Consider the following 26849-nt stretch of genomic DNA (forward strand, 5'->3'; position numbering starts at 1 on the left):
GCACACGATGATAACCGCCACTGCGATTTGCCGCCGCGGGCGCGTTCGATGAACCATCTGGCGCATGCATTGCTGGCCGGCGATGACGAGCAGTTGCAGCTGGGCGGCATGCTGGGCGATTTCCTGCACGGTCGAGCGGAGGCGATGCAGCTGCCCATGCCGGTGATCGACGGTATCCGCCTGCATCGCGCGATCGACGTATATACCGATGCCCATCCCGAGGTGCTGGCGGCCAAGGCACTGCTGCCACCGCCGTATCGGCGCTACGCCGGGATCATGCTGGACATGTGGTTCGATCATTGTCTGGCGCGGGACTTTCCGCGCTGGAGCGCACAGCCGCTGGACCGCTACTCCGCCGCGCTGCGCGCCTTGCTGCATCGACAGGACGCGTTGCTGCCACCAGCGCTGCGGCGATTTCGCGGGTACATGGATGTGCATGGCCTGCCGGCAGGCTATGCCGATCGAGCGACGCTGGGCCATGCGTTGACCGGCATCGGGCAGCGGCTCAGTCGCGCCAACCCGCTGGATTCGGCCTTGCCGGTGCTGGTGCAGCACGACGCGGCGTTGCAGCTGCGCTTCGAGGCATTCTTTCCGCAGTTGCAGGGGTTTGCGCGGGCGTGGGTTGCGGGGCGGGTGGAGTGAGCGCGGGTATCCCGCGAGCCGCCGCCTCTCGTCCCAATCTACACTCGGGCCATCCATGGCCCTCGCCCCGCGGGCGGCTTGCGCCGTGCAAATCGGAATTCCTGCCGATTTGTCTCCCGCAGGGGGAAAGGGCAAACGAAAACGCCGCCCGGGAGGGCGGCGTTTGGCGAAGGCTTGCTGGATCAGACGATTTACTTCGCCTGGTCGGCGATCCAGTGCACGGCGTTGGTCACCTGCTCGTCGGTGAGCGCCGGGTTGCCGCCCTTCGCCGGCATGAAGTTGCCGTCCGGGCCGTGGTAGCCCTCGATCGCGTGCTTGACCAGGGTGTCGATACCCTGCGCGATGCGCGGGCTCCACATGGCCTTGTCGCCGACCTTGGGTGCACCGGCCACGCCGGAGGTGTGGCAGCTGGTGCACAGGTGATCGAAGATCGCCTTGCCGTCGGTGGTGCCGCCGTAGGCGACCTGCGAGGCGGCGGCCTTGGTGGCGGCGTCGGCGGCGGCCTGCATGGCAGCGCGGCCGGTGTTGCCGGCATACACCGCACCGGCGGGAGCGATCCGCGCGGTGGTGGCGGCCGCCTGGTTCGGGTTGGTCTCCTGCGGCTCGTGCTCGTGAATCGCCAGTGCCGCGAAAATCAGCACCACCGTCAGTACCGCCAGACCGCCGATCATGATCGAAAACTGGCGCAAGACGCTCTGATCGGATTTGCTCATGGGACCGCTCACGCACGTACTCCTGTCAGTGGACAGGGCGGAACGCCACGATGGCAGCCCGACCTGTCTGAATTGCCTGTTCTGTAGCACCGGTCTGGCGAACTCATCCCGGCGTGGATTGCCGCACCTGGGGGTGCACGGCATGAATGTCACTGCCGCCAGATCCCGATTCAGGGCCCGACGGGCAACCAGTCGCGGATTATAAACGAAGCGCGCGGCAAGTTTCAGGGTGCCGTGGCGATGTGAACCGGGATCGCCGTTGGCGCCACAACCCGCGCCGTGCCTCGGAATGGCGCTGCGATGGTGTGTCGCCATGCCATCGGTCATGCCCGACCCATGTCAACCGGCATTGTTCAAGTTCGTTCAACTGCCCCTATGCTTTCATCCAGAGAGGTGTTTGTCGGCAGCGTTCCGAACGGGTATGAGCCCGGCAGACACCACCCACCAAGAGACGCTTGCAGCGTTGTCGAGTGCCGGTTGACCGCACCGTTCAGTCCAGGAGTTTTACATGTCGCGTTTTTGGAAGATCGCGTTGATCGTCATTGTCGTGATCGTCGTGGCCGTCGTGGGTTTCCGTCTGCTGCACAAACCGGCCGGCTCGGCCTCGACGCAAACCGCGGGCAAGGGCAAGGACGGCAAGGATGAGACACCGCCGGTGCCGGTCACCGTGGTGCCGGTGGTCAAGCAGAACGTGCCGGTCTATCTGACCGCACTGGGTACGGTGCAGGCGCTGAACACGATCACCGTGAACCCGCAGGTGGGCGGTCTGTTGCTCAGCCTCGACTTCACCGAAGGCCAGCCGGTCAAGAAAGGCCAGGTGCTGGCGCAGATCGACCCGCGCACCTACCAGGCGGCCTATGACCAGGCGCTGGCGAAGCAGCATCAGGATCAGGCGCTGCTGGACACCGCGAAAAGCAACCTGTCGCGCAACCAGGATCTGATCACCAAGGGTTATATCTCCAAGCAGGATCTGGATACGCTGCGCAACACGGCCACCCAGTACCAGGCTGCGGTGGCGGCCGACGCAGCCAACATCCGCGACAGCCAGGTGCAACTGGCCTACACCAAGGTGATCTCGCCGATCGATGGCCTGGCCGGCATCCGCGGCGTGGATCCGGGCAATGTGATCACCACGTCCACCGCGATTGTCACGCTGACCCAGCTGCAGCCGATCAACATCATGTTCACCCTGCCCGAGCAGAACCTCGACATGGTGCGCGCCGCCGCGACCCGCGACAGCGCGGCGCTGCAGGTGACCGCGCTCGACCGCACCGATTCGCACCCGATCGCCAGCGGCGGCGTGCTGAAGGTGATCGACAACCAGATCGACACCACCACCGGCACGTTCCGCCTCAAATCCGAATTCCCGAACGCCAAGAACGAGCTGTGGCCGGGCCAGTTCGTCAACGTGCAACTGCTGGTGAACACCGTCGATGGCGGTCTGGTGATTCCGGCGCAGGCCGTGCAACGCGGGCCCGATGGCGACTATGTCTATCAGGTGCAGGGCGACAGCACGGTCAAGATGCAGCCGGTGGTGGTCGCCGGCGAAGTGGGCGACAGCCACGTGATGATCGGCAGCGGCCTGAAGGCGGGCGACCGGGTCGTCACCGAAGGCCAGTTCCGGCTCAAGCCGGGCAGCAAGGTCAACGCGCTCAAGCCCGGCGAGGTGCCGGCGGCGCCGACCGCCGCCGAGCTGGAGAAAGCCAAGAAGAACACCAAGGGCGGCGGTCGTCGCCATTGATGACACGCCGGCGCGCCGACCCGCGCGCCGGCACCGCGTCGCGATGAACCCGGCGGCGACGCGCGCATGATCGCCGCTGAAGCCGCTTCACCACGTTACGGATAGCCATGGGATTCTCGACCCTCTTCATTCGCCGCCCGATCGCCACCTCGCTGCTGATGGTGGCGGTATTGCTGCTCGGCATCCTCGGCTATCGCCAGCTGCCGGTGTCCGCCTTGCCGGAGATCGAGGCGCCCAGCCTGGTGGTGAGTACCCAGTATCCGGGCGCCAGCGCCAACACCATGGCGTCGCTGATCACCACGCCACTGGAGCGCAACCTGGGGCAGATTTCCGGGCTCAGCATGATGAGCTCGGACTCCTCCGCCGGGCTGTCCACGATCATCCTGCAGTTCGCGATGGACCGCGACATCGACATCGCCGCGCAGGACGTGCAGGCGGCGATCAACCAGGCTCGCGGCACGCTGCCGGGCAACCTGCCGTATCCGCCGGTGTACAACCGCGTCAATCCGGCCGACGCGCCGATCCTCACCCTCAAGCTCACCTCCGACAGCCGCCAGCTGCGCGAGGTGAACGACCTGGCCGATTCGATCATCGCGCAGAAGCTGTCGCAGGTGCAGGGCGTGGGCCTGGTCTCGATCGCCGGCAACGTGCGCCCGGCCGTGCGCGTGCAGGTGAACCCGGCGCAGCTGTCCAACCTCGGCCTCACCATGGAGGACGTGCGTTCGGCGCTGACCCAGGCCAACGTCAACGCGCCCAAGGGCACGCTCAACGGCAAGACGCAGAGTTACTCGATCGGCACCAACGACCAGTTGAGCGACGCGGCCGAGTACAAGAACACCATCATCAGCTACAAGAACAACTCGCCGGTACGGCTGTCCGATGTGGCCAACGTGGTCGACGGCGTCGAGAACGACCAACTTGCGGCGTGGGCCAACGGCAAGCCGGCGGTGCTGCTGGACGTGCGCCGGCAGCCCGGCGCCAACATCGTGCAGACGGTGGCGCAGATCCGTGCGGTGCTGCCGGAACTGCGTGCCGCATTGCCGGCCGATGTGCACCTGGACGTGTTCGCCGATCGCACGGTGACCATCCAGGCCTCGGTGCACGATGTGCAGTTCACCCTGCTGCTGACCATCTTCCTGGTGGTCGCGGTGATCTTCGTGTTCCTGCGCCGGCTGTGGGCCACCATCATTCCGTCGGTGGCGGTGCCGCTGTCTCTGATGGGCACGTTCGGCGTGATGGCGTTCACCGGCATGTCGCTGGACAACCTGTCGCTGATGGCGCTCACCGTGGCCACCGGTTTCGTGGTCGACGATGCGATCGTGATGATCGAAAACATCGTGCGCTACATCGAGCAGGGCAAGAGCGGCAAGGAGGCGGCCGAGCTCGGTGCGAAAGAGATTGGTTTCACCGTGCTGTCGTTGACCGTGTCGTTGGTGGCGGTGTTCCTGCCGCTGCTGCTGATGCCTGGCGTCACCGGCCGGCTGTTCCACGAATTCGCCTGGGTGCTGACCATTGCGGTGACCATCTCGATGCTGGTGTCGCTGACGCTGACGCCGATGATGTGCGCCTACCTGCTCAAGCCGGACCAGCTACCCCCGGGCGACGACACCCACGAACGCCAGGCCGCCAGCGGCAAGCGCGATCTGTGGACGCGTACGGTCGACCTGTATGCCAGCACACTGGACTGGGTGCTCGACCATCGCCAGCTGACCATGCTGGTGGCCGGTGCCGCGGTGGTGCTCACCGTGTTCCTGTACATCGTGATCCCCAAGGGTCTGCTGCCCGAGCAGGACACCGGCCTGATCACCGGCGTGGTGCAAGCCGACGACAACATCGCGTTCCCGCAGATGGAAGACCGCACCAAGGCGGTCGCCGAGGCGCTGCGCAAGGATCCCGCGGTGGCCGGCGTGGCCGCTTTCATCGGCGCCGGCACGATCAACCCCACGCTCAACCAGGGCCAGCTCAGCATCGTGCTGAAGGATCGCGGCGACCGCGACGGCCTGGACGCGTTGCTGCCGCGCCTGCAGCAGACGGTGGCGGGCATACCGGGTGTGGCGCTGTACCTGAAGCCGGTGCAGGACGTGACGCTGGACAGCCGCGTGGCCGCCACCGAATACCAGTACTCGCTGTCGGACGTGAACTCGGTGGAGCTGGCCCAGTACGCCGGGCAGATGACCCAGGCGATGCGTCAGCGGCCGGAGCTGTCCGACGTCGACAACAACCTGGCCGACAACGGCAACGCGCTGAAGCTCACGATCGACCGCGAAAAGGCCAGCCGCCTCGGCGTGCCGGTGCAGAGCATCGACGACACGCTGTACGACGCGTTCGGCCAGCGCCAGATCTCCACCATCTTCACCCAGCTCAACCAGTACCGCGTGGTGCTGGAAGTGGCGCCGGAGTTCCGCTCCAGCGACGACCTGCTGAACAAGCTGACCGTGCGCGGCAACGGCAATGGTGCGCTGACCGGCAGCGACGCGACCAGTTTCGGCCAGCTCAAATCGAGCAACTCGGCGACGCCGTCGGGCATCGGCAACAGCGGCAATGTGGGTTTCCAGCTCGGTGGCGGCGGCACCATCCCGCTGTCCTCGCTGGTCAGTGCGAAGATCACCAGCGCGCCGCTGGTGGTCAGCCATCAGCAGCAACTCCCGGCGGTGACGCTGGCGTTCAACGTGGCGCAGGGCTACTCGCTGTCCGATGCGGTGTCGGCCATCCACGAGGTCGAGGCGCAGCTGAAATTCCCGCCGCAGGTGCGCGGCGAATTCGTCGGCAAGGCGGCCGAGTTCACCTCCTCGCTGGGTGACGAGGTGTTGCTGCTGCTGGCCGCGATCGTGGTGATCTACATCGTGCTGGGCGTGCTGTACGAGAGCTACATCCACCCGCTGACGATCATCTCCACGCTGCCGCCAGCCGGCGTCGGTGCGCTGCTCGCGCTCATCCTGTGCGGCATGAGCCTGTCGGTGGATGGCATCGTCGGCATCGTGCTGCTGATAGGCATCGTCAAGAAGAACGCGATCATGATGATCGACTTCGCGATCGAGGCGCGGCGCACCGGCATGAATGCGCGCGACGCGATCCGCCGCGCCTGCCTGCTGCGCTTCCGTCCGATCATGATGACCACCGCCGCGGCGATGCTCGGCGCATTGCCGCTGGCGTTGGGCAACGGCATCGGCGCCGAGCTGCGCCGGCCGCTGGGCGTGTCGATCGTCGGCGGCCTGCTGCTGTCGCAGCTGGTCACGCTGTACACCACGCCGGTGATCTACCTGTACATGGAACGTTTCTCCGACTGGCTGGCCGCGCGCCGCGAGCGACGTGCACTGATGCATGCGCAGGCAGATGGCAGAGCGTGAACCTCCCCCTGCTGCGCAGGGGGAGGAGCCGCGCAGACGCCGCATGGGTCGGTCCGGTCACGCATCGCAAGACCGGTGTTGCCGGGACACCACAAGCCACTTTGCTCCCGCGCCGCAAGAGTGAGGAGCGCCGGAGTAGTGCAAGCTCCTTTGCTCCCTCCCCTGCGAACGCAGGGAGGGTCGGGGAGGGGTCGATCTTCGCTGAGCGGAGTTCATCTCGCCGATCAACCTTTTCGCGGCCTGGACGTTGAGGGTGGGATGATTCGCTCCCGCGCCGCCGGCGATACCGCCGCCCATCCCCCGATCATGTTGAATCGATGAACATCTCCGGCACCTTCATCCGCCGCCCGATCGGCACGTCGCTGCTGGCGATCGGGCTGTTCGCGGTCGGCATGATCTGTTACGCCCTGCTCGGCGTGGCGGCGTTGCCGAACATGCAGTTCCCGGCGATCTTCGTGCAGGCCAGCCAGGCCGGTGCAGACGCCAGCACCATGGCCTCCACCGTGGCCGCGCCGCTGGAGCGGCACCTGGGCCAGGTGCCCGGCATCGACACCATGCGCTCGTCCAGCTCCGAAGGCAGCACGTTCGTGTTCATGATGTTCCGGACCGGCACCGACCTGGACTCGGCCGCGCGCGACGTGCAGGCGGCGATCAACGCGGCCGCGCCGGACCTGCCCAGCGGCCTCAACGGTGCGCCGAGCTACCAGAAGGCCAACCCGAACGACGACCCGATCATCGCGCTGGCGCTGACCTCGGACACCCAGTCCGCTGCCGACCTCTACAACGCTGCCGACTCGCTGCTGGCACAGCGACTGCGCCAGCAGCCGGGCGTGTCGTCGGTGGAGATCGCCGGTGCGGCCACGCCGGCGATCCGCGTCGACGTGAACCTGCGTGCGTTGAACGCGATGGGCCTGTCGCCGGACCAGCTGCGCAACGCACTGAGCGCGGCGAACGTGACCTCACCGGAGGGATTCCTCTCCAACGACACCACCACCATGGCGGTCAGCGCCACCACCCAGCTGCACAGTGCCGAGGATTTCGCCCAGCTGGTGATCGCCAGCCATAACGGGACGCCGGTGCGTCTGGCCGACGTGGCCCACGTCTACGCCGGCCAGCAGGATGCGTACCAGGCGGCCTGGTTCCACGGCAAGCCGGCGGTGCTGATGTATGTCTACAAGAAAGCCGACGCGAACGTCATCGCCACGGTGGACCTGGTCAAGGACCAGCTGCCGTTGCTGCGCGAATACCTGCAGCCGGGCACCGAGCTGACTCCGTTCTTCGATGGCACGCCGACCATCCGCGCCTCGCTGCACGAGGTGCAGGCGACGCTGCTGATCTCGCTGGCGATGGTGATCCTGACCATGGCGCTGTTCCTGCGCCGGCTGGCACCCACGCTGATCGCCGCGGTGGCGGTGCCGCTGTCGCTGGCCGGTGCGTTCGTGGTGATGTACGTGCTCGGCTACACGCTCAACAACCTCACCTTGCTGGCGCTGGTGATCGCCATAGGATTCGTGGTGGACGACGCGATCGTGGTGATCGAGAACATCATCCGCCACATCGACGAGGGCATGTCGCGCATGCAGGCCACTCTGGCCGGCGCGCGCGAGATCGGCTTCACCATCGTTTCGATCACCGCTTCGCTGATCGCCGTGTTCATTCCGCTGCTGTTCGCAGGCGGTGTCACCGGCATGTTCATGCATGAGTTCGCGGTGACCCTGGTGGCCGCGATCGTGGTATCGGCAACGGTATCGCTGACGCTGACGCCGGCGCTGTGCGGGCATTTCCTGCGCGGCCACCACGACAGCCGACGGGACGCACGGCCGCCCTCGCGGCTTGCCCGCGCGCTGGACGGGTTCCATGCCGGCATGCTGCGCGTCTACAGCCGGGCGCTGAACTTTTCGCTACGCCATGCCCTGCTGTTTTCGCTGACACCGCTGGCGCTGATCGTGGCGACGTTCTACCTGTTCGGCGTGGTCAAGACCGGCCTGTTCCCGGCGCAGGACACCGGCCTGATCTGGGGCCGCGCCAATTCCAGCGCCACCGTCTCGTTCGCCGAAAGCAAGCAGCGCCTGCAGCGGCTCACCGCCATGCTGATGGCCGATCCGGATGTCGCTACCGTGGGTTCGCGCCTGGGCAGCAGCCGGCAGGGCACCAGCGGCTCGTTCAACATCGACCTGAAAACCCGCGCCGACGGCCGCAAGGACGACACCTTTGCGGTGCTGGCGCGGCTGAGCGCCAAGGCGGCGAACTATCCGGATCTCAACCTGCGCCTGCGGCCGGTGCAGGATCTGCCCAGCGGTGGTGGCGGGACCAGCCAGGGTGCGCAGTATCAGGTGTCGCTGCAGGGCAACGACCTGGCCGGACTGCAGGAATGGCTGCCGAAACTGCAGGCCGAGCTGAAGAAGAATCCCAAGCTGATGGATGTCGGCACCGACGTCGACGAAGCCGGCCTGCGCCAGAACATCGTGATCGACCGCGACAAGGCCGCGCGCCTGGGCGTGTCGATCGGCACCATCGACGGCGCGCTGTACGACGCGTTCGGCCAGCGCCAGGTATCCACCATCTATTCGGACATCAACCAGTACAAGGTGGTAGTCAACGCGTTGCCCGACCAGACCGCCACGCCGGAAGCGCTCAACCGCATCTACGTGCGCTCGAGCAGCGGCAAGATGATCCCGATCACCGCGTTCGCCCGCCAGGAAGCAGGGCTGGCACCCTCGCAGATCCGCCATCAGAACCAGTACACCACGATGGATCTCAGTTTCAATCTCGCGCCCGACGTAAGCATGGGCGAGGCCACCGCGATCATCGACGCCACCGTCAAGAACATGCGCATGCCCGGCGACATCAAGCTCAACATGGGCGGCGATTTCCGGCGCTTCGAGGATGCGCAGAGCGGCATGGGCTGGCTGATCCTGGCCGCCGTGCTCACCGTCTACATCGTGCTCGGCATGCTGTACGAAAACCTGGTGCATCCGATCACCATCCTGTCCACCCTGCCGGCCGCCGGTGCCGGCGCGTTGCTGGCGCTGTGGCTCACCGGCACCGAGTTGTCGGTGGTGGCGCAAATCGCGCTGGTGCTGCTCATAGGCATCGTCAAGAAGAACGCGATCATGATGATCGACTTCGCCCTGGTCGCCGAACGCGAACACGGCAAGAGCCCGCTGGAGGCCGCGCGCGAAGCCTGCATTGTGCGGTTCCGCCCGATCATGATGACCACCATGGTCGCCATCCTCGCCGCCATGCCGATTGCCATCGGTCTCGGCGAAGGCAGCGAGCTGCGCCGCCCGCTCGGCATTGCGCTGATCGGCGGCCTGCTGATCTCGCAAAGCCTCACCCTGCTCAGCACGCCGGCGCTGTACGTGATCTTCTCGTGCCTGGCCGAGCGGCGAAAAGCGTGGTGGGCAAGGCGGCAGGGGCGCAAGGCCGCGCGTCGACGGCCGGTGGCTCAGGTCTGAGTTGTCCAACGCGGGTGTCGCAGACACCGCTTCAGCGTGAACGGCGTAACGCCTGCGGCGCAGGCGCCTAGCTGAATGCATCGTCAACTCACTCACAACCCGTTAACCGCAAGGTGGCTATCACTGGCCCCCCTTCCGAAACGGAGATGCGTTCATGGGCAACGAAACCAACAAGCCGGATTTCTCCGACGTGCAAGGTGGGGTGCAATCCACGGCGCCGGATGCACCGGCAGCGAAGGCCGATTTCAGCGATGTGCAATCGCATGTCGGTTCGACTGCTGACGAGACCACGATCTACACCGTGACGGCAGGCGACAACTTGAGCAAGATCGCCCAGCATTTCTACGGCAAGGCGAGTGCGTGGAAGACGATCTTCGACGCCAATCGCGATCAGCTTTCGGATCCGGACCGAGTCAAGACCGGCCAGATGCTGAAGATCCCCGCCAAGCCCTGAGTTCCCTTGTTCCAAACAGGAGATACCTAAATGAAGATGACGCGCCAACCCCTGATCCTTGCTGCCGCGCTGGCCACCGCACTGGCGCTGAGCGCCTGCGGCAAGAAGGACGAATCGGCTTCGCCGGCCACGCCGCCGCCCGCGGCCAGTGCGCCGACGATGGCTCCGGCACCGGCTTCCACGGCGGGCATGGCGCCTGCCAGCGACGCCGCCGCCGCCGTCACGCTCAGCTCGGTCGAACTGGGCTCAACGGTCGACGCCAGCAACAAGATCCTCGCCAGCGGTACCAGCTTTGCGCCGAAGGACACCATCTACGCGTCGGTCGACACCAGCGGCAGCGGCAACGCCACGCTGGCGGCAAAGTGGAGTTATCAGGACGGCCAGATCGTGCACGAGGACAGCAAGACCCTCAATGCCACGGGCCCGGAAACCACGGCGTTCATGATCAGCAAGCCCAGCGGCTTTCCGGCCGGCAACTACAAGGTCGATATTTCCCTGAATGGCAGCCAGGTCGCCAGCAAGGATTTCACGGTCAAGTAATCGCCTCGGCGATGGGTAGTCCAGCAAGGGCGCGGCCAGGCCGCGCCCTTGTCGTTGCGGGCGACGCTGATTCACGGTGCGGTCGCCGGCATGTTTGTGGCTGCAGTGACAGCAGGTGGCGCGGCGACACAGTACGTAACTGGATGTTCTGCGCAAGCTCATGCGAGCGGCTGCGTGGCCGCGTGCTTTCCCCACCCCGGCGAAAACGCGACAATGGGAGGCTTTCGCGAGTTCCGAGCCCTTTGCCAGGCGCTGCGACCACCCGGTCGCTGCAGGCGCCATGCGCTGCGCACCGGCCCGGAGCAGCAGCATCCATCCTAGATTGCCGTAGCCAACGAGGTCCATGCAGACAATGTCTTCCACGCCAAAGATCATCTACACGTTGACCGATGAAGCCCCCTTCCTGGCCACGCAGTCGCTGCTGCCGATCATCGCCGCGTTCACCGGCACGGCCGGCATCACGGTGGAGACGCGCGACATCTCGCTGGCCGCGCGCATCATCGCGCTGTTTCCCGAAGCGCTGAAGGACGGGCAGAGGATGGCCGACGATCTGGCCGAACTGGGCCAGCTCGCCACCACGCCCGAGGCGAACATCATCAAGCTGCCCAACATCAGCGCCTCGATGCCGCAATTGAAGGCGGCGATCAAGGAGCTGCAAGGTCAGGGCTACGCACTGCCGGACTATCCGGACGAGCCGAAGGACGCGTCGGAGAAAGACATCAGGACGCGCTACGACCGGGTCAAGGGCAGTGCGGTGAATCCGGTGCTGCGCGAGGGCAATTCCGATCGCCGTGCGCCGACCTCGGTGAAGAACTACGCACGCAAGCATCCGCACAAGATGGGCGCGTGGAGCAAGGATTCGAAGACCCACGTGGCGCATATGGACGGCGGCGATTTCTACGGCACCGAGACATCGGCGCTGATCGAGAAGGCCGGCAACGTCAGCATCGAATGGTTCGGCAAGGATGGCAGCCACACCGTGCTGAAGCCGAAGACCGCGCTGCTGGCCGGCGAGATCATCGACGGCGCGGTGATGAGCAGGCGCGCACTGGCCAGTTTCATCGACACGCAGATGGCGGACGCGAAACAGCAGGGCGTGCTGTTCTCGCTGCACCTGAAGGCGACCATGATGAAGGTTTCCGACCCGATTATGTTCGGCGTGGCGGTCAGTGAGTTCTACAAGGATGTGCTCGACAAGCATGCCATGGTGCTGAAGCAGATCGGCTTCAATCCGAACAACGGCATCGGCGACCTGTACGCGCGCATCGGCACATTGCCATCTGACCAGCAGGCTGCGATCAAGGTCGACCTCGACGCCGAGTACGCGCAGCGCCCGGGCCTGGCGATGGTCAATTCGGACAAGGGCATCACCAACCTGCACGTGCCCAGCGACGTGATCGTCGATGCGTCGATGCCGGCGATGATCCGCGACTCCGGCAAGATGTGGAACGCGCAGGGCAAGTTGCAGGACGTCAAGGCGGTGATCCCCGATCGCTGCTACGCCGACGTCTACCAGGCGGTGATCGAGGACTGCAAGGCGCACGGTGCGTTCGACCCCGCGACCATGGGCAGCGTGCCGAACGTGGGCCTGATGGCGCAGGCAGCCGAGGAGTACGGCTCGCACGACAAGACCTTCCAGGTCGCCGGCGACGGCGTGGTCAAGGTGCTCGACGAAGCGGGCAGCGTGCTGCTGCAGCACGACGTCGAGGCCGGTGACATCTGGCGCATGTGCCAGACCAAGGACGCACCGATCCAGGACTGGGTGAAGCTGGCGGTGAGTCGTGCGCGGCACACCCCGGCGGTGTTCTGGCTGGACCCGGTGCGCGCTCACGATGCGCAGGTGATCAGCAAGGTCGAGCGCTACCTGAAGGATCACGACCTCAGCGGTCTGGACATCCGCATCATGGATCCGGTGGCGGCCACGCGCTTCTCGCTGGAGCGCATCCGCCAGGGTCTGGACACGATCTCGGTCACCGGCAACGTGCTGCGCGACTACCTCACCGACCTGTTCCCGATCATGGAGCTGGGCACCAGCGCCAAGATGCTGTCGATCGTGCCGCTGATGGCCGGCGGCGGCCTGTTCGAGACCGGTGCCGGCGGCTCCGCGCCCAAGCACGTGCAGCAGTTCGTGGAGGAGAACTACCTGCGCTGGGATTCGCTGGGCGAGTTCCTCGCGCTGGCGGCCTCGCTGGAACATCTGGGCAACCGCTACGGCAACGTCGAGGTCGATGTACTGGCCAAGACGCTGGACCAGGCCAATGGCAAGTTCCTCGATACCAACAAGTCGCCGTCGCGCAAGGTCGGCGAACTCGACAACCGCGGCAGCCATTTCTACCTGGCGATGTACTGGGCGCAGGCGCTGGCCTCGCAGGACACGCACGCCGCACTGAAGGCGAAGTTCGTCCCGCTGGCCAAGGCATTGCAGGAGAACGAGGCAACCATCGTGGGCGAACTGAACGGCGTGCAGGGCAGGCCGGTGGATATCGGCGGCTACTACCACCCGAGCCTGGAAAAGGTCAGTCGGGCGATGCGCGCCAGCGCGACCTTCAACGCGGTATTGGCGACACTCGCTCCGCGCTGACGTTTCATCCACGATTGGCCGTCCATGCGGCCGAACAGAAACGGGGCGCCATGGCGCCCCGTTTCTGTCATGCGTCTGCGCCAAAGTTCCACGGTGTCCGCACGGCAGCAGCCTGCGGCTCAGGATGGCCCTGCCACAATGACGGCCGGTAAAACGGGAGCCACTCGAATGCGTCTGCTGTCCGCGATTTTTCTGTCGGCGCTGGGTGGCCTTGCGCCGGTCGCCGCACAATCGGTGTCGACCAGCGCCGCGCCGCCACCGCACGTGGCCGATCTGGCGGCCGTGGTAGTCACCGGCGTGCAACCCGGTCCCGGCCTCTGGAAAGTGTCCAGGAAAGATCCGGCAACGGGCGACCATGTGATGTGGGTGCTCGGCACGCTGTCGCCCCTGCCGCGCAGCATGCAGTGGCAATCGCGCGAGCTGGAGCAGGTGCTCAGTGGATCGCGGCAGGTGCTGTTGCCGCCGTCGGTGAAGTTCAAGGCCGATGTCGGGTTTTTCGGCAAGATGTTTCTGCTGCCGTCGGCCTACAGCGCGCGCAAGAACGACGATGGGCAGACCCTGCAGCAGGTGCTGCCGCCGTCGGTGTACGCGCGCTGGCTGGTGCTCAAGCAGAAGTACCTCGGCGATGATCGCGGCATCGAGCGCTGGCGGCCGATCTTCGCCGCACAGGAGCTGTACAAGAAGGCGATCAGGGCCAATGACCTGAGCAGGACTGGCGGGGTGCAAGCCAGCATCGACGCGCTGGCCTCGCGCCATGGTGTCGAGGAGGTGTCGACCAGCTATCAGGTGGTCATCGAGCATCCGCGCGTTGCGATCAAGGCATTCAAGGCTTCCGCGCCGCATGACACCACCTGCTTCATCCGCACGCTGGACAGCATCGAGCAGGACATGCCGGCGATGAAGGCCCGCGCCAACGCCTGGGCCACCGGCGATCTGCAGACCCTGCGCGAGCTGCCCGACAGCGCCCGCCGCGATGCCTGCGTTGCGGCGCTCACCGACGCGGGTTTTGCACGCAGCCTGGGGCTCGATGCCGTGCCGGCAAAGCAGGCGGCGGTCTGGCTGGCAGCCGCCCGCGCGGCGCTGGCCGGCAACGCGCAGACGTTCGCGGTGCTGCCGATCGACGAGCTGCTGAAACCGGATGGCTATCTGGCAAAGCTGCAGGCCGAGGGTTACGAAGTCGAAGCGCCGGAGTGAGCGAAGCGAGCTACCGGCAGGACTGCACCCTGCGTGCGATCACGCTTGCGCGATGCCGCAAGAGCCTCGCGCACAGTGTGCGCTCCTGCAGTCGATGGAACTGGGCGGCATCGACGAGTCGTGGGTCAGGCGCTTGCAAGATCCAGCTGCGCAATCTCGTCGTGACCCAGCTGCAGCGTCGTGGCGCCGAGCAACTCGTGCAGTTGTTCGACGCTGGTGGCACTGACGATCGGTGCGGTAAGGCCGGGCCGGGCGATCAGCCAGGCCAGCGCCACCTGGGCCGGAGTGGCGTGCTGTACCGCTGACACGGCATCGAGTGCGGCGAGCACCTGCAGGCCGTGCGGAGTCAGGAATTTCTTCACCGCACCGCCGCGTGCGGCGCTCTTGGCCAGATCGGCGGCGCTGCGATATTTGCCGCTGAGGAAGCCGCTGGCGAGTGCGTAATAGCTGATTACGCCGATGTTCTCGCGCTGGATCAGCGGCTCCAGCTCCTTCTCGTAGCCGGCGCGGTTGACCAGGTTGTATTCCGGTTGCAGGCTTTCGTAGCGCGGCAGACCGTGTTGTTTGGACACGGCCAGTGCATCGGCGAAGCGCGCGGCGCCATAGTTGGAGGCGCCGATCACGCGCAGCTTGCCCTGATCGATCAGCCGTCCAAACGCATCCAGTGTTTCTTCCAGCGGCACGCTGGCATCGTCTTCGTGCGCCTGGTACAGGTCGATGCAGTCGACCTGCAGGCGCTTGAGCGAACCGTCTACCGCCTGGCGGATGTTTACCGGCGACAGGCCGGGCTGTTCGGCCCACTTGCCGACCTTGGTCGAGATCACCACCTGCGCGCGTTTGCCGCTCTTCTTCAGCCACTTGCCGATGATGGTTTCCGATTCGCCGCCGCGATTGCCCGGCACCCACGCGGAATAGACGTCCGCCGTGTCGATCAGGTTGCCGCCAGCGTCGACGAACGCATCGAGCAGTTCGAACGAGCGCCTTTCATCGGCGCTCCAGCCGAACACGTTGCCGCCGAAGGCGAGCGGGGTGACGGACAACGACGATTTACCAAGTGGACGCTTTTGCACGACGGATCGCCTCGGACGATGGGGAGCGGCAAGCATGCACGCGTCCGCGAAAAGCGGCGTGACGTATTCGCGCCAGCCAGGCAGCAGGCCCGGGCCAGGTGTGGGTTAGCGCGGCCCCGCCAATCGCGGCCAGACCGCCACGCAGCATTTCACCGCAGCTGACTTGATCTTGCTGGCGTCGACCTTGTCGCGATCCGCCTCGGTGCGCACATCGGAGCTCCAGATCAAATCCTCCTTGTGCGCGAGATGGCCGTGCAGGAAAAGCAGGTCTTTCCAGATCGAATTCATCGGAATCTCCGGGGGAGAGTGGCTTGGGGTGTGCTCAAGGTACGCGCGCGGCAGGCCGCCAAAAAGCGATATATTTGCAACCCAGGCTTGAGGGAAATTCAATATGGGAAAGGCGCCGCTGGCTCTGCTGCAACAGTTTGTGCAAGTCGCCCGGCTGGGCAATCTGTCGCGCGCGGCGGCACAGGCCAACCTCACCGTCAGTGCGCTCAGCCATCAGATGCGCCAGCTGGAGGAACGACTGGAACGGCAGCTGTTCGAACGGGGGCCGCGCGGGGTGAAGCTGACGGTCGAAGGCTGCAGCCTGCTGGATGCGGTCGGCGAGCATGTCGACGGCATCCAGCACGCCCTTTCGCACTACCGGAAACGGCGCGACGAGACGCTGACCCTGAGCGCCAGCCCCGGCATCATGTCCGGCTGGCTGGTGCCGCGGTTGCCGCGACTGGTGGCGGCGCATCCGGAGCTGGAACTCAACCTGCAATCGGGTTCGACGCTGGTGAACTTCGAGCGCGAGCCGGTGGATGCGGCACTTCGCTATGGTCGCGGCGAATGGGAAGGCCTGCACAGTGAGCGCCTGTTTGGCGAATGGATCGCGCCGGTGGGCGCACCGGCGCTGGTGGCGAGAATGGGCGATGCCGATCCGAACGATCTTGCGCAGTGGCCGCTGTTGGGCGACCCCAACCCTTCCAATCGCTGGAAGGACTGGTTCGCGCGTTTCGGTGGCGCCGCACCGCATCGCTACGTGGCGCATTTCGACAGCTTCGAGGCCCAGCGACATGCCGCACTGGAAGGCCTCGGCGTGGCGATGGGGCGCATGGTGATGTCGAAGTCGCTGATCGACGCGGGCCGGCTGCAGGTGCTGGGCACGCGTTACCTGCCGGTGGAGGATGCGTACTGGCTGGTCTACCCGACGCGTTCGGGCGAGCACCCCGGGCTGCAGGTGTTTCGTGCGTGGCTGCTGGCCGAGGCAGACGACTACTGCCGGCATCTGCCGGTGCCGGGGAGCGGTGATGCGGCGGCCAGTGACTGAACCGGTTTCGCAAAACGCCCGCGCACGGCATCATTCCGTGTTCTGTAACCGGTTTGTCAGGAGTTGAGCCATGAAGTCACGCGCCGCCGTCGCCTGGGAAGCAGGCAAACCGCTCAGCATCGAACAGGTCGACGTGGCCGGGCCCAAGGCCGGCGAGGTATTGGTGCGCATCGTGGCCACCGGCGTCTGCCATACCGATGCGTTCACCCTGTCCGGCGCCGATCCGGAGGGCATGTTCCCGGTGATCCTCGGCCACGAAGGTGGCGGCATCGTCGAGGAGGTTGGCGAAGGCGTGACCTCGCTGCAGGTCGGCGATCACGTGATTCCGCTGTACACGCCCGAATGCGGCGAGTGCAAGTTCTGCCGCTCGGGCAAGACCAATCTGTGCCAGAAGATCCGCGTCACCCAGGGCCAGGGCCTGATGCCGGATGGCACCTCGCGTTTCTCGTTGAACGGCAAGCCGCTGCTGCACTACATGGGCACCAGCACGTTCAGCGAATACACCGTGCTGCCGGAGATCTCGCTGGCGAAGATCAACCCGGCCGCGCCGCTGGAAAAGGTCTGCCTGCTCGGTTGCGGCATCACCACCGGTATCGGCGCGGTGCTCAACACCGCGAAGGTCGAGCCGGGTGCGTCGGTGGCGGTGTTCGGCATGGGCGGCATCGGCCTGTCGGTGGTGCAGGGCGCGGTGATGGCGAAGGCCGGGCGCATCGTGGTGATCGACACCAACCCGGCGAAGTTCGAGATGGCGAAGTTGCTCGGCGCCACCGACTTCATCAACCCGAAGGATTACCCGGATACGCCGATCCAGCAGGTGATCGTCGAACTCACCGACGGCGGCGTGGACTATTCGTTCGAGTGCATCGGCAACGTGCACGTGATGCGCTCGGCGCTGGAGTGCTGCCACAAGGGCTGGGGCGAGTCGATCATCATCGGCGTGGCCGGCGCGGGCCAGGAGATCAGCACGCGGCCGTTCCAACTGGTCACCGGGCGGGTCTGGAAGGGTTCGGCGTTCGGCGGCGTCAAGGGCCGCTCGCAGCTGCCCGGTTACGTCGAGCGTTACCTGGCCGGCGAGATAAAGATCGACGAGATGATCACCGAGGTGCTGCCGCTGGAGCGCATCAACGAGGCGTTCGAGCTGATGCATGCGGGCAAGGTGATCCGCTCGGTGATTCACTACTAATTCTGGCGCGACCAGGATCCGGCGCGCCGCTAGAATAGGCCGTCGTAGCCGGGCGGCGGGCATTCCGGACCGGCATGCCGGCCCGGGCATCCACCGGGTCTGCACATTGTTTTGACCATATTGCGCCAGTCTGGATGGCGAAGCGCCAAGGGAATCTCGATGAATCGCAGAATGAAAATCGCAAGGATCGGCGCGGCTCGCCTGAGTGCGGCGCTGCTGCTGGCGGCGTTGCCCGGCTTGCCGGTATTCGCCGGTGTCCAGATGGCGCATGCCGCATCGACCGAGCCGGACCAGCCGGCCGATATGCTGGTGCCGCCCACCAGCGCCAGCGATTTCACCGCCGCCCAGCTGGACAGCGTGCTGGCCGGCAGCTGGCGCGCGGAAGCCAACCGTGCCCGCGACGTGTACCGCCACCCCAAGGCCACCTTGCAGTTCTTCGGCGTGCGGCCGGATCAGACCGTGGTGGAAATCACACCCGGCGGTGGCTGGTACAGCGAGATCCTGGCGCCATTGCTGCACGACAACGGCCACTACATTGCCGCGGTGGCCGCTTCGTCCCGTGATGGCGAGGCCCGTCGCGACGACAGCGCGCTGCATCGGAAGTTTGCGGCCGATGCGGCGCACTACGGTAACGCCCGCATCGTCGAGTTCGACCCGAAGGCGCCGGTGTTCGGCGCGCCCGCCTCGGCTGATCGGGTGTTGACGTTCCGCAACGTGCACAACTGGGTGATGGCGGATACCGCGCCGGCGATGTTCAAGGCGTTCTTCGCGGTGCTGCGACCTGGTGGCGTGCTTGGTGTGGTCGATCACCGCGCCGACGACGCTGCCTCGCTGGACACGGTAAAGCAGAGCGGTTACCTGCCCACCCGTTACGTGGTGAAACTGGCCACCGAGGCTGGTTTCACGCTGGACGAGAGCAGCGAGATCAATGCCAATCCGAAGGATACGAAGAACTATCCAAAAGGTGTCTGGACATTGCCGCCCACGCTCACGCTGGGCGAGCAGGATCGCGCGAAGTACATCGCGATCGGCGAGTCCGACCGGATGACCCTGCGCTTCGTCAAGCCCGCGGCACAGGCTGGCGAAACGCACTAAACAGCCAATCGATGCCTCCGTTTCCCTCGTCGCAGCCGTGTTGATTGCGCTGAACAAGCCGTATGGCGTGCTATGCCAGTTCACCGACCCGGCCGGCCGTCCCACGCTGGCCGAGTACATCAGGCAAACGGACGTCTATGCGGCCGGACGTCTGGATCACGACAGCGAGGGACTGTTGTTGCTGACCGACGATGGGGCGCTGGCGCACCGACTTACCGACCCTCGCCATAAGCAGGTCAAGACCTATCTGGTACAGGTCGACGGGCAGATCGGTGAAGCGGCGCTGCAGGCGCTTCGCGCTGGCGTGGTGTTGAACGATGGGCCGACCCTGCCGGCCGATGCGGTGTCCGTCGCCGAGCCTGACTGGCTGTGGCCGCGCGACCCGCCGGTGCGTTTCCGCAAGAGCATTCCCACCAGCTGGCTCAGCCTCACTATCCGCGAAGGCCGCAACCGGCAGGTGCGGCGGATGACCGCCGCAGTGGGATTCCCGACCCTGCGGTTGATCCGCACACGCATCGGCGAGTACGCGTTGAATGGTTTGGCGCCGGGACAGAGCCGGTTGTTGGACTGACCACCGACGCGCAGGTGGCAGCTCTTGTGGCAGCGAGTCTCCGCTTTACGCGTTCAGTGCGAAGAATGCCTCGGCAGTCGCCGTGCTGTTCGCTGCGGTGACATCCGCCGGCTCGCCGCGATCGCGGGCGATCTCTGCGCAGATGTGCCGCAGGAACATTGGCTCGTTGCGCCGATGTGCCGGTGGCGGCTTCACCGTGCGTGGCAGCAGGTAGGGCGCGTCGGTCTCGATCATCAGCCGGTTGGCCGGAATCGTGCGCACCAGTTCGCGCAGATGCGTGCCGCGCCGTTCGTCGCAGATCCAGCCGGTGATGCCGATGTGGCAATCCAGGGCCAGGTAGTCGCGCAGCGCCTCGCCGGTATCGGTGAAACAATGCACCACCGCGGCCGGCACGCGATCGCGGTAGCGCCGCAACAGCGCGATGAAATCCGCATGTGCATCGCGCTGATGCAGGAACAGCGGCTTGCGCATATCCACGGCGATCTGCAGCTGGCGCTCGAACACCTGCCGCTGTACTTCCGGCGGCGAATAGTTGCGGTTGTAGTCCAGCCCGGTCTCGCCGACGGCACGCACCAGCGGGTCGCGGGCGAGTTCGCGCAGCAGCGCATCGGTGGCGTCGTCGTAGTCGATGGCGTGATGCGGATGCACGCCGGCGGTGGCGTACAGCACGCCCGGGTGTGCCCTCGCCAGCGCCAGCGCATCGACGCTTCCTGCGCGCGATGCGCCAGTGACGATCATGCGCTGCACTGCGTGCAGCGATGCACGTTCCAGCACGGCCGCAAGGTCGTGGCGGAAGGATTCATGGCCGAGGTTCACGCCGATATCGACGAGCTGCATGCGAGACCTGCAAAGCGATCATTGTCGCAGGGAGTTTCCGGAATGCGATAGCTGCCTCGGAATTTTTCGCATTGACGCGAGTTTGCGCGCCGCCGTAGTTTGCGCGGGTCGGCAGTTCCGGGGGGAGTCGGCCGACCACACCCAATCCTGATCCACCAGCGCCTGCAGAGGCGCCGGTGGTGGAACCTGTTTGCAGAGGGGAAACAGATGCTCAAGAAGAAACTCGCTGGTGCACTGCTCATGGTCATGGGCGGCACCGCGATGCCGTGGTGCATGGCAGCGACCCAGGTTGATATTCACGCGACGCCCATGGGGCAGGTTGCGTCATCTGCGCTGGCAAGCCGGCTCAGCCTCGGCGCGGGCTCCGCGTTCGTAGCCGAGCGCGAAATCCGCACCGCGCGCGGCACGGTCAAGACCCGCGAACAGCAGACCTACAAGGGCGTGCCGGTCTATGGGCGCAGCCTGGTGGTCGAGCGCAACGTCAGTGGCGCGGTGCTTTCTGCCGAGGGCGCTGCCGAGCGCGACATCGGCATGCAGTTGATGTCGGTGCTGCCGCGACTGTCGGCGCAACAGGCGCCGACAACGCTGCAGGCCCGGATGGGTCATGCCGGTCTCGCCGTGACCAACGCCATGAGCAAGCTGTTCGTCTATCCGCAGGGTCAGGGCGCGCCGAAACTGGTTTACCAGACCTCGTATGTGGTGACCGTACAGGGCCACCCGTCGCGCCCCACCGCCATCATCGATGCCAATACCGGCGCGGTGATCAAGCAGTGGGAAGGCCTCACCGATGGACGTCGTCCACCCGCTCCCGCGCCGACCAGTGTGCTGGCCACGGGTCCGGGCGGCAATGAACTGACCGGGCTGTACCACTACGACAATTCAGGCCCGGGCCTGGAGTTGCTCAGCGCCCAGCGCGTGGGCAATGTCTGCTATCTGCAGAACGACGACGTGGCGACCTACAACCTGGCCGGCGGCCAGCGCGCCACGTTGTGGTCGTTCGGCTGCGCAGGATCCAATCCGGCGGCCTGGGACAGTTTTGGCGACGCCATCAATGGCGCCTATTCGCCGATCAACGATGCGCACCATTTCGGCGGTGTCGTATACGACATGTACAACACGTGGTTCGGCAAGCCGCCGCTGCAGAACGGCGACGGCAGTCCGATGAAACTGTCGATGTGGGTGCACTACGGCACCAACTACGAGAATGCGTTCTGGGACGGTGGTGAAATGGTCTTCGGTGATGGCGACCAGTATTTCTACCCGTTCGTGGTGCTGGACATTACCGGGCACGAGATCAGCCACGGCTTCACCGAACAGCATTCGGGGCTGCAGTACGACGCCCAGTCCGGCGGCATGAACGAGGCTTTCTCGGACATGGCTGGCGAGGCAGTGAAATTCTTCGATCGCGGCAGCAACGATTTCATGGTCGGCGCGGATATCGTCAAGCCGGCCACCGTACCGCTGCTGGGCATGCCGGCGCTGCGTGACATGTGCACGCCGAGCAGCGACGGTGCGTCCATCGACAATGCCGCCGACTACCGCGACGGCATCGACGTGCACTACAGCAGCGGCGTTTACAACCGTGCGTTCTGCACCCTGGCCAGGACCAGTGGGTGGGACACACGGAAGGCATTCGAGGTATTCCACGATGCCAACGCGCTGTACTGGCAGCCGGCGGAAACCTTCGACAGCGGTGCCTGCGGCGTCGAGCAGTCAGCGCTGGATCGCAGCTACAGCGAGGCGGATGTCGCCGCGGCTTTCGCGGTGGTCGGGGTGACTTGCCGGTCCCCCATGTAAGCGCGCGCATGTGAGGCAGCGCTCGCGCTGCCGCATGCGCATCGTCAGGCAGTCATCACCGGTCGTGCCGTGCACGACCGGTCATCGCCATCGAAAAAATCCGATCAGACAACTGTCTGCGCCGTCGTGCGAGCCATCGCCACGGCCGCGCAAGACATGGAGAGAGCATCCAATGAACAAGATCCACAGCAAGGCATGGAACGCGTCGCTCGGCGCCGTGGTCGTGGCGTCCGAACTGGCCGCCAGCCGCGGCCGCAACGCAAGATCCCCGCGTCGCATTGCCCTCCTGGGCGCCATCGCCCTGGCCGTCGTGCTGCCGCTGGCGCCGCTGACCGTGCAGGCGGCCACTGCCGCCGCCTCGTGCACCTACACAACGGACGGCGTCACCACCACGGTGCCGGCAGCGCCGACCGGCGATGGCGCGTTTACCTGCGGCGTCGGCGCCGTGGCGATTGGCGACAACGCCAGTGCGATGGGCTCCAATGCCAGCGCCACCGCCGATTCCAGCACGGCAGTCGGCGGTATCTATACCGACACCGATGGCAGCACTTACGCCACCGAGGCAAGCGCTTTTGGTGCGACCGCGATCGGTGCCGGCGCCGGCGCTGCCGGCGCGGACAGCACCGCGATCGGATCGTTGGCGTATGCGACCGCACAGGGCGCGTTTGCCGGCGGCAGCAACGCCGGTGCGGACGGCTACAACAGCGTGGCGCTGGGTGCCAATGCGCAGGCGTCCGACCGCGGCAGCATCGCCATCGGCGGCGGCGATCCGGATCCGGCCAACAACAACCTGGCCACCGAGGCGCAGGGCGAAGGCTCCATCGCGATCGGCTCGCTGGCCGCATCGGAAGGCCGCGGCAGCATCGCCCTGGGCTATCAGAGCGTCGGTGTGGGCGACAACGCCACCGCCGTCGGCAACGGCACCCGGGCGCAGGGCGCAGGGGCCACCTCGATCGGCGGTGCGGCCTATACCGATGCGGACTCGGCTACCGCCGTGGGCAACAACGCCGCGGCGCGCGGCGCGAGTGCCACGGCGCTTGGTGCAGACAGTTACGCCGAGGGCGCCTATGCCATCGCGGCGGGCGCACAGGATTCTGGCGGCTATGGCGGTGCGATAGGCCAACAGTCGATCTCGCTGGGCTACGACAGCGGTGCGCTGAATTCGGGTGCCGCCGCGTTTGGTGGCTTCAGCGTGGCGCAAGGTTTCCTGTCCACCGCACTCGGATACAGCTCGTCGGCCATCGGCGATCGCTCGCTGGCGGCTGGTGTCGGTGCCGAAAGCGACGGCATCCGCAGCCTTGCCCTGGGCGCCAGTGCCTCGGCTTTCGCCGACAACAGCGTCGCGCTGGGTGCGGGTTCGATAGCCGATCAGATCGACACGATCTCGGTCGGTGCTGTCGGCAGCGAACGCCGGATCGTCAACGTCGCGGCCGGTACCGATGCCACGGATGCGGTGAACTTCGCGCAACTGGGTCAGATCAGTGGCCAGGTCGACACCAACACCCAGGCGATTGGCGCTCTCGACACCCGTGTCAGCGGCATCGAAGGGCAGATCGGCACGCTGCAGCAGAACACGGCGGATCTCGGTGCGGTCGCCATCGACGCGGCCGGAAATGGCAGCGACGATGCTTCGGTGGCGGCGGGTTCGCACGGCGTGGCGATCGGTGCCCATGCGGCTGCCGGCGGCGATCACGGCACCGCGGTGGGTAGCGACAGTTATGCGGCGGGCCCGAACGATACGGCCATTGGCGGTAACGCCAAGGTGAATGCCGATGGCAGCACCGCGGTCGGCGCCAATACCACCGTCGCGGCGACCGCCACCAATGCGGTGGCGGTGGGCGAAGGCAGCTCGGTGACCGCGTCCGGCGCGGTCGCCCTGGGCCAGGCTTCGGTGGCCAATCGGGCGAATACGGTGTCGGTGGGCAGTGCCACCGCCCAGCGCCAGGTGACCAATGTGGCGGCTGGCACCCAGACTACCGATGCGGCCAACCTGGGCCAGGTGCAGGACGCGCTGGTCACTGCCAAAAGCTATGCCGATGCCAACGATCAGCAGACCCTGCAGACGGCCAAGGCCTATACCGATCAGAAAGCCGCGGGTTTCGTGAGCAGCAGCGATCTCAGTTCATTGCGCAATGAGGTCAATGGTCAGCTCCACGTGGTCAACCAGCGTCTGAGCCGGGTGGGGGCGATGGGCACGGCAATGTCGCAGATGGCGTTCAGCACGCAGGGCATCGACGCGTCCAACCGGCTGGGCGTGGGCGTGGGCGGTTATCAGGGCGAAGCCGCCCTGTCGGTGGGTTACTCGCGCCAGCTGTCGCCGAAGGCGAACCTGACCTTCGGCGCCGCGATGAGTGGCAAGGAAGCGTCCGGTGGCGTAGGCGTGGGCATCGGCTGGTAAGTCGAGGCGATGTGTTCTGAAATCCGAGCCGGTGTCCGCGTGGCGCCGGCTTTTTCACGAGGCCGGGGACTGCCAGGCAGCGCTCGCATGTTGCGGGCCGGATGTGATAACTATGGCGTTTGCCGTTTCGCTGCAGGGGGTGGCGTCAACGGTTTCGCGGTAACTGAGTGGGGTGGAGGATGTCGGCAGTGATCGAGCCGGCGGTCGGCGGGACAGGCATGGCAGTGGATGACCGCGAGGCGGACGTCTGTGCATGGCTGGTTGCGCGCGGTCGTTTGAAAGACAGTGATCTGGGCCGCGCACGCCGTCTGCACGAGGAATCGGCCGAGGGCACGCTGACCACCCTGATGGCGCGGCTCGGGCTGGTGTCCGAACGCGACCTGGCCGAAGCGTGGGCGGAACTGCTGCAGGTACCGCTGCTGTCTGCACGCGATGCACCGGAGCTGCCGCCGGCGGATCTCGACCTGTCGCTGCGTTTTCTCAAGCAGCAGCATGTGGTGCCGGTGCAGGACGACGTGCACGGCCTCGCCTTGATCGTGGCCGATCCGGCCGATCCGTATCCCTTGCAGGCGGTGGAACTCGCTGCCGGGCGTCCGGTGGCGTTGCGCGTGGGCCTGCGCTCGGAAATCGACGGGCTGATCGAACGTTATTACGGCACGGGGCGCTCGGCGATGGGCACGATCGTGGAGAACCTCGATGGCAGCGCGGCGGAAGAGGACGACGTCGAGCATCTGCGCGATCTGGCGTCCGAGGCGCCGGTCATCCGGCTGGTCAACCTGATTCTTCAGCGCGCGGTCGAGCAGCGTGCGTCGGACGTGCACATCGAGCCGTTCGAGAACCGGCTGAAGGTGCGCTATCGCATCGACGGCGTGTTGCATGAAGTGGAAGCGCCGCCGTCGTCGTCCACGGCGGCGGTGATCTCGCGCGTGAAGATCATGGCGCGTTTGAACATCGCCGAGCGCCGGCTGCCGCAGGACGGCCGCATCCAGCTGCGCGTGCAGGGCAAGGAACTCGACCTGCGCGTGTCGACCGTGCCGACCAGCTTCGGCGAGTCGGTGGTGATGCGCATCCTCGATCGCGAATCGGTGGTATTCGATTTCGAATCGCTGGGCTTCACCGACAGCTTCAAGCAGCGCTTCGTCGATGTGCTGGAAAAGCCGCACGGCATCCTGCTGGTCACCGGCCCGACCGGCTCGGGCAAGACCACCACGTTGTACACCGCGCTGTCGCAGATCAATACCAACGACGTGAAGATCATCACGGTCGAGGACCCGGTCGAATACCAGCTCGAAGGCATCAACCAGATCCAGGTGAAGCCGCAGATCGGGCTGGATTTTTCCGGCGCGCTGCGTTCGATCATGCGCCAGGATCCGGATGTGATCATGATCGGCGAAATGCGCGATCTGGAAACCTGCCGCATCGCGATCCAGTCCGCGCTCACCGGCCATCTGGTGCTGTCCACCCTGCACACCAACTCGGCCGCCGGCGGCATCACGCGCCTGCTCGACATGGGCGTGGAGGATTACCTGCTCGGCTCCACCATCAACGGCATCCTGGCGCAGCGGCTGGTGCGCCGGCTCGATCCTGAAACCGCGATTGCCTATGAGGCCTTGCCGGAAGTGATCGCGCAGTTCGAGCTGGAGAAGTACACCGACGAGCGACCGATCCGCTTGTGGAAACCCGGCAGCAGCGCGGCCAACCCCAGCGGCTATCGCGGCCGTCGCGCGATCATGGAATTCCTGACCATGAGCGACCCGCTGCGTCGGCTGGTGATGCAACGCGCCAACGAAGGCGAGATCGAACGGCAGGCACGCGCCGAAGGCATGCGCACGATGTACGAGGATGGCATCGCCAAGGCGGTGGCCGGCATCACCACGCTGGAAGAGGTCCTGCGTGTAACGCAGGAAGGCTGA

General features: G+C 65.8%; 19 protein-coding genes. 15 read left to right on the plus strand and 4 right to left on the minus strand.

What is annotated here, in order from left to right:
• Nucleotides 1-48: 48 nt before the first annotated feature.
• The gene (locus EAH75_RS17375) at nt 49-642 is read left to right on the plus strand and encodes an ACP phosphodiesterase (protein WP_140653724.1); all 594 of its coding nucleotides are present in this window, start codon (nt 49-51) and stop codon (nt 640-642) included.
• 191 nt (nt 643-833) lie between these two features.
• Here EAH75_RS17375 and EAH75_RS17380 read toward each other — a convergent pair whose 3' ends face one another.
• Nucleotides 834-1355 (minus strand): c-type cytochrome, encoded by a 522-nt coding sequence (locus EAH75_RS17380; RefSeq protein WP_140653726.1) that lies wholly within the window; start codon nt 1353-1355, stop codon nt 834-836.
• A gap of 508 nt (nt 1356-1863) precedes the next feature.
• On the opposite strand from EAH75_RS17380, the gene EAH75_RS17385 reads away from it, so the two are divergent.
• From EAH75_RS17385 to EAH75_RS17415, 7 genes are all read left to right on the plus strand, one after another.
• Nucleotides 1864-3096, plus strand: coding sequence for an efflux RND transporter periplasmic adaptor subunit (locus tag EAH75_RS17385; RefSeq protein ID WP_140806358.1), 1233 nt, complete (start codon nt 1864-1866; stop codon nt 3094-3096).
• Nucleotides 3097-3203: 107 nt separating this feature from the next.
• Complete coding sequence (locus EAH75_RS17390) at nt 3204-6443, plus strand: efflux RND transporter permease subunit (RefSeq protein ID WP_140806359.1); 3240 nt, start codon at nt 3204-3206, stop codon at nt 6441-6443.
• A 317-nt stretch (nt 6444-6760) separates the two neighbouring features.
• Nucleotides 6761-9901 (plus strand): efflux RND transporter permease subunit, encoded by a 3141-nt coding sequence (locus tag EAH75_RS17395; RefSeq protein WP_140806360.1) that lies wholly within the window; start codon nt 6761-6763, stop codon nt 9899-9901.
• Between the two features lie 154 nt (nt 9902-10055).
• Nucleotides 10056-10355, plus strand: a complete 300-nt coding sequence (locus tag EAH75_RS17400; protein ID WP_140653734.1) for a LysM peptidoglycan-binding domain-containing protein — start codon at nt 10056-10058, stop codon at nt 10353-10355.
• A gap of 30 nt (nt 10356-10385) precedes the next feature.
• On the plus strand, nt 10386-10895 hold the full coding sequence (locus EAH75_RS17405; RefSeq protein WP_140653736.1) for a hypothetical protein: 510 nt from the start codon (nt 10386-10388) through the stop codon (nt 10893-10895).
• 352 nt (nt 10896-11247) lie between these two features.
• On the plus strand, nt 11248-13476 hold the full coding sequence (locus EAH75_RS17410) for an NADP-dependent isocitrate dehydrogenase (protein ID WP_140806409.1): 2229 nt from the start codon (nt 11248-11250) through the stop codon (nt 13474-13476).
• A 168-nt stretch (nt 13477-13644) separates the two neighbouring features.
• Entirely contained in the window at nt 13645-14670 is a 1026-nt protein-coding gene (locus tag EAH75_RS17415) for a TraB/GumN family protein (RefSeq protein WP_140653738.1), read from the plus strand.
• Between the two features lie 125 nt (nt 14671-14795).
• On the opposite strand, the gene EAH75_RS17420 is transcribed toward EAH75_RS17415, so the two are convergent.
• Nucleotides 14796-15740 (minus strand): aldo/keto reductase, encoded by a 945-nt coding sequence (locus tag EAH75_RS17420; protein WP_140806362.1) that lies wholly within the window; start codon nt 15738-15740, stop codon nt 14796-14798.
• Between the two features lie 105 nt (nt 15741-15845).
• Nucleotides 15846-16028, minus strand: coding sequence for a hypothetical protein (locus tag EAH75_RS17425; RefSeq protein ID WP_140653743.1), 183 nt, complete (start codon nt 16026-16028; stop codon nt 15846-15848).
• 103 nt (nt 16029-16131) lie between these two features.
• Between EAH75_RS17425 and EAH75_RS17430 the strand changes: the two genes are divergently transcribed.
• The 4 genes from EAH75_RS17430 to EAH75_RS17445 all read left to right on the plus strand — a co-directional run bounded on the left by EAH75_RS17430 (nt 16132) and on the right by EAH75_RS17445 (nt 19904).
• The gene (locus tag EAH75_RS17430) at nt 16132-17055 is read left to right on the plus strand and encodes a LysR substrate-binding domain-containing protein (RefSeq protein WP_140653746.1); all 924 of its coding nucleotides are present in this window, start codon (nt 16132-16134) and stop codon (nt 17053-17055) included.
• 70 nt (nt 17056-17125) lie between these two features.
• Complete coding sequence (locus EAH75_RS17435; RefSeq protein ID WP_140806363.1) at nt 17126-18238, plus strand: S-(hydroxymethyl)glutathione dehydrogenase/class III alcohol dehydrogenase; 1113 nt, start codon at nt 17126-17128, stop codon at nt 18236-18238.
• A gap of 171 nt (nt 18239-18409) precedes the next feature.
• Nucleotides 18410-19333 (plus strand): class I SAM-dependent methyltransferase, encoded by a 924-nt coding sequence (locus EAH75_RS17440; protein WP_241668986.1) that lies wholly within the window; start codon nt 18410-18412, stop codon nt 19331-19333.
• Nucleotides 19334-19370: 37 nt separating this feature from the next.
• Nucleotides 19371-19904 carry a pseudouridine synthase gene (locus EAH75_RS17445; RefSeq protein ID WP_140806365.1) on the plus strand — a complete coding sequence of 178 codons (534 nt, stop codon included), beginning with the start codon at nt 19371-19373 and terminating at the stop codon, nt 19902-19904.
• 45 nt (nt 19905-19949) lie between these two features.
• On the opposite strand, the gene EAH75_RS17450 is transcribed toward EAH75_RS17445, so the two are convergent.
• On the minus strand, nt 19950-20741 hold the full coding sequence (locus EAH75_RS17450; RefSeq protein ID WP_140806366.1) for a TatD family hydrolase: 792 nt from the start codon (nt 20739-20741) through the stop codon (nt 19950-19952).
• Between the two features lie 207 nt (nt 20742-20948).
• Between EAH75_RS17450 and EAH75_RS17455 the strand changes: the two genes are divergently transcribed.
• From EAH75_RS17455 to gspE, 3 genes are all read left to right on the plus strand, one after another.
• Nucleotides 20949-22538: a M4 family metallopeptidase gene (locus tag EAH75_RS17455; protein WP_140806367.1), complete on the plus strand. Its 1590-nt coding sequence runs from the start codon at nt 20949-20951 to the stop codon at nt 22536-22538.
• A 172-nt stretch (nt 22539-22710) separates the two neighbouring features.
• Nucleotides 22711-24936, plus strand: coding sequence for a YadA family autotransporter adhesin (locus tag EAH75_RS19660; protein ID WP_161596315.1), 2226 nt, complete (start codon nt 22711-22713; stop codon nt 24934-24936).
• A gap of 179 nt (nt 24937-25115) precedes the next feature.
• Nucleotides 25116-26849 carry a type II secretion system ATPase GspE gene (gspE, locus tag EAH75_RS17480; protein WP_140653758.1) on the plus strand — a complete coding sequence of 578 codons (1734 nt, stop codon included), beginning with the start codon at nt 25116-25118 and terminating at the stop codon, nt 26847-26849.

Origin of the sequence: Rhodanobacter glycinis (assembly GCF_006438785.1) — a bacterium.
GTDB classification, from domain to species: Bacteria; Pseudomonadota; Gammaproteobacteria; order Xanthomonadales; family Rhodanobacteraceae; genus Rhodanobacter; species Rhodanobacter glycinis_A.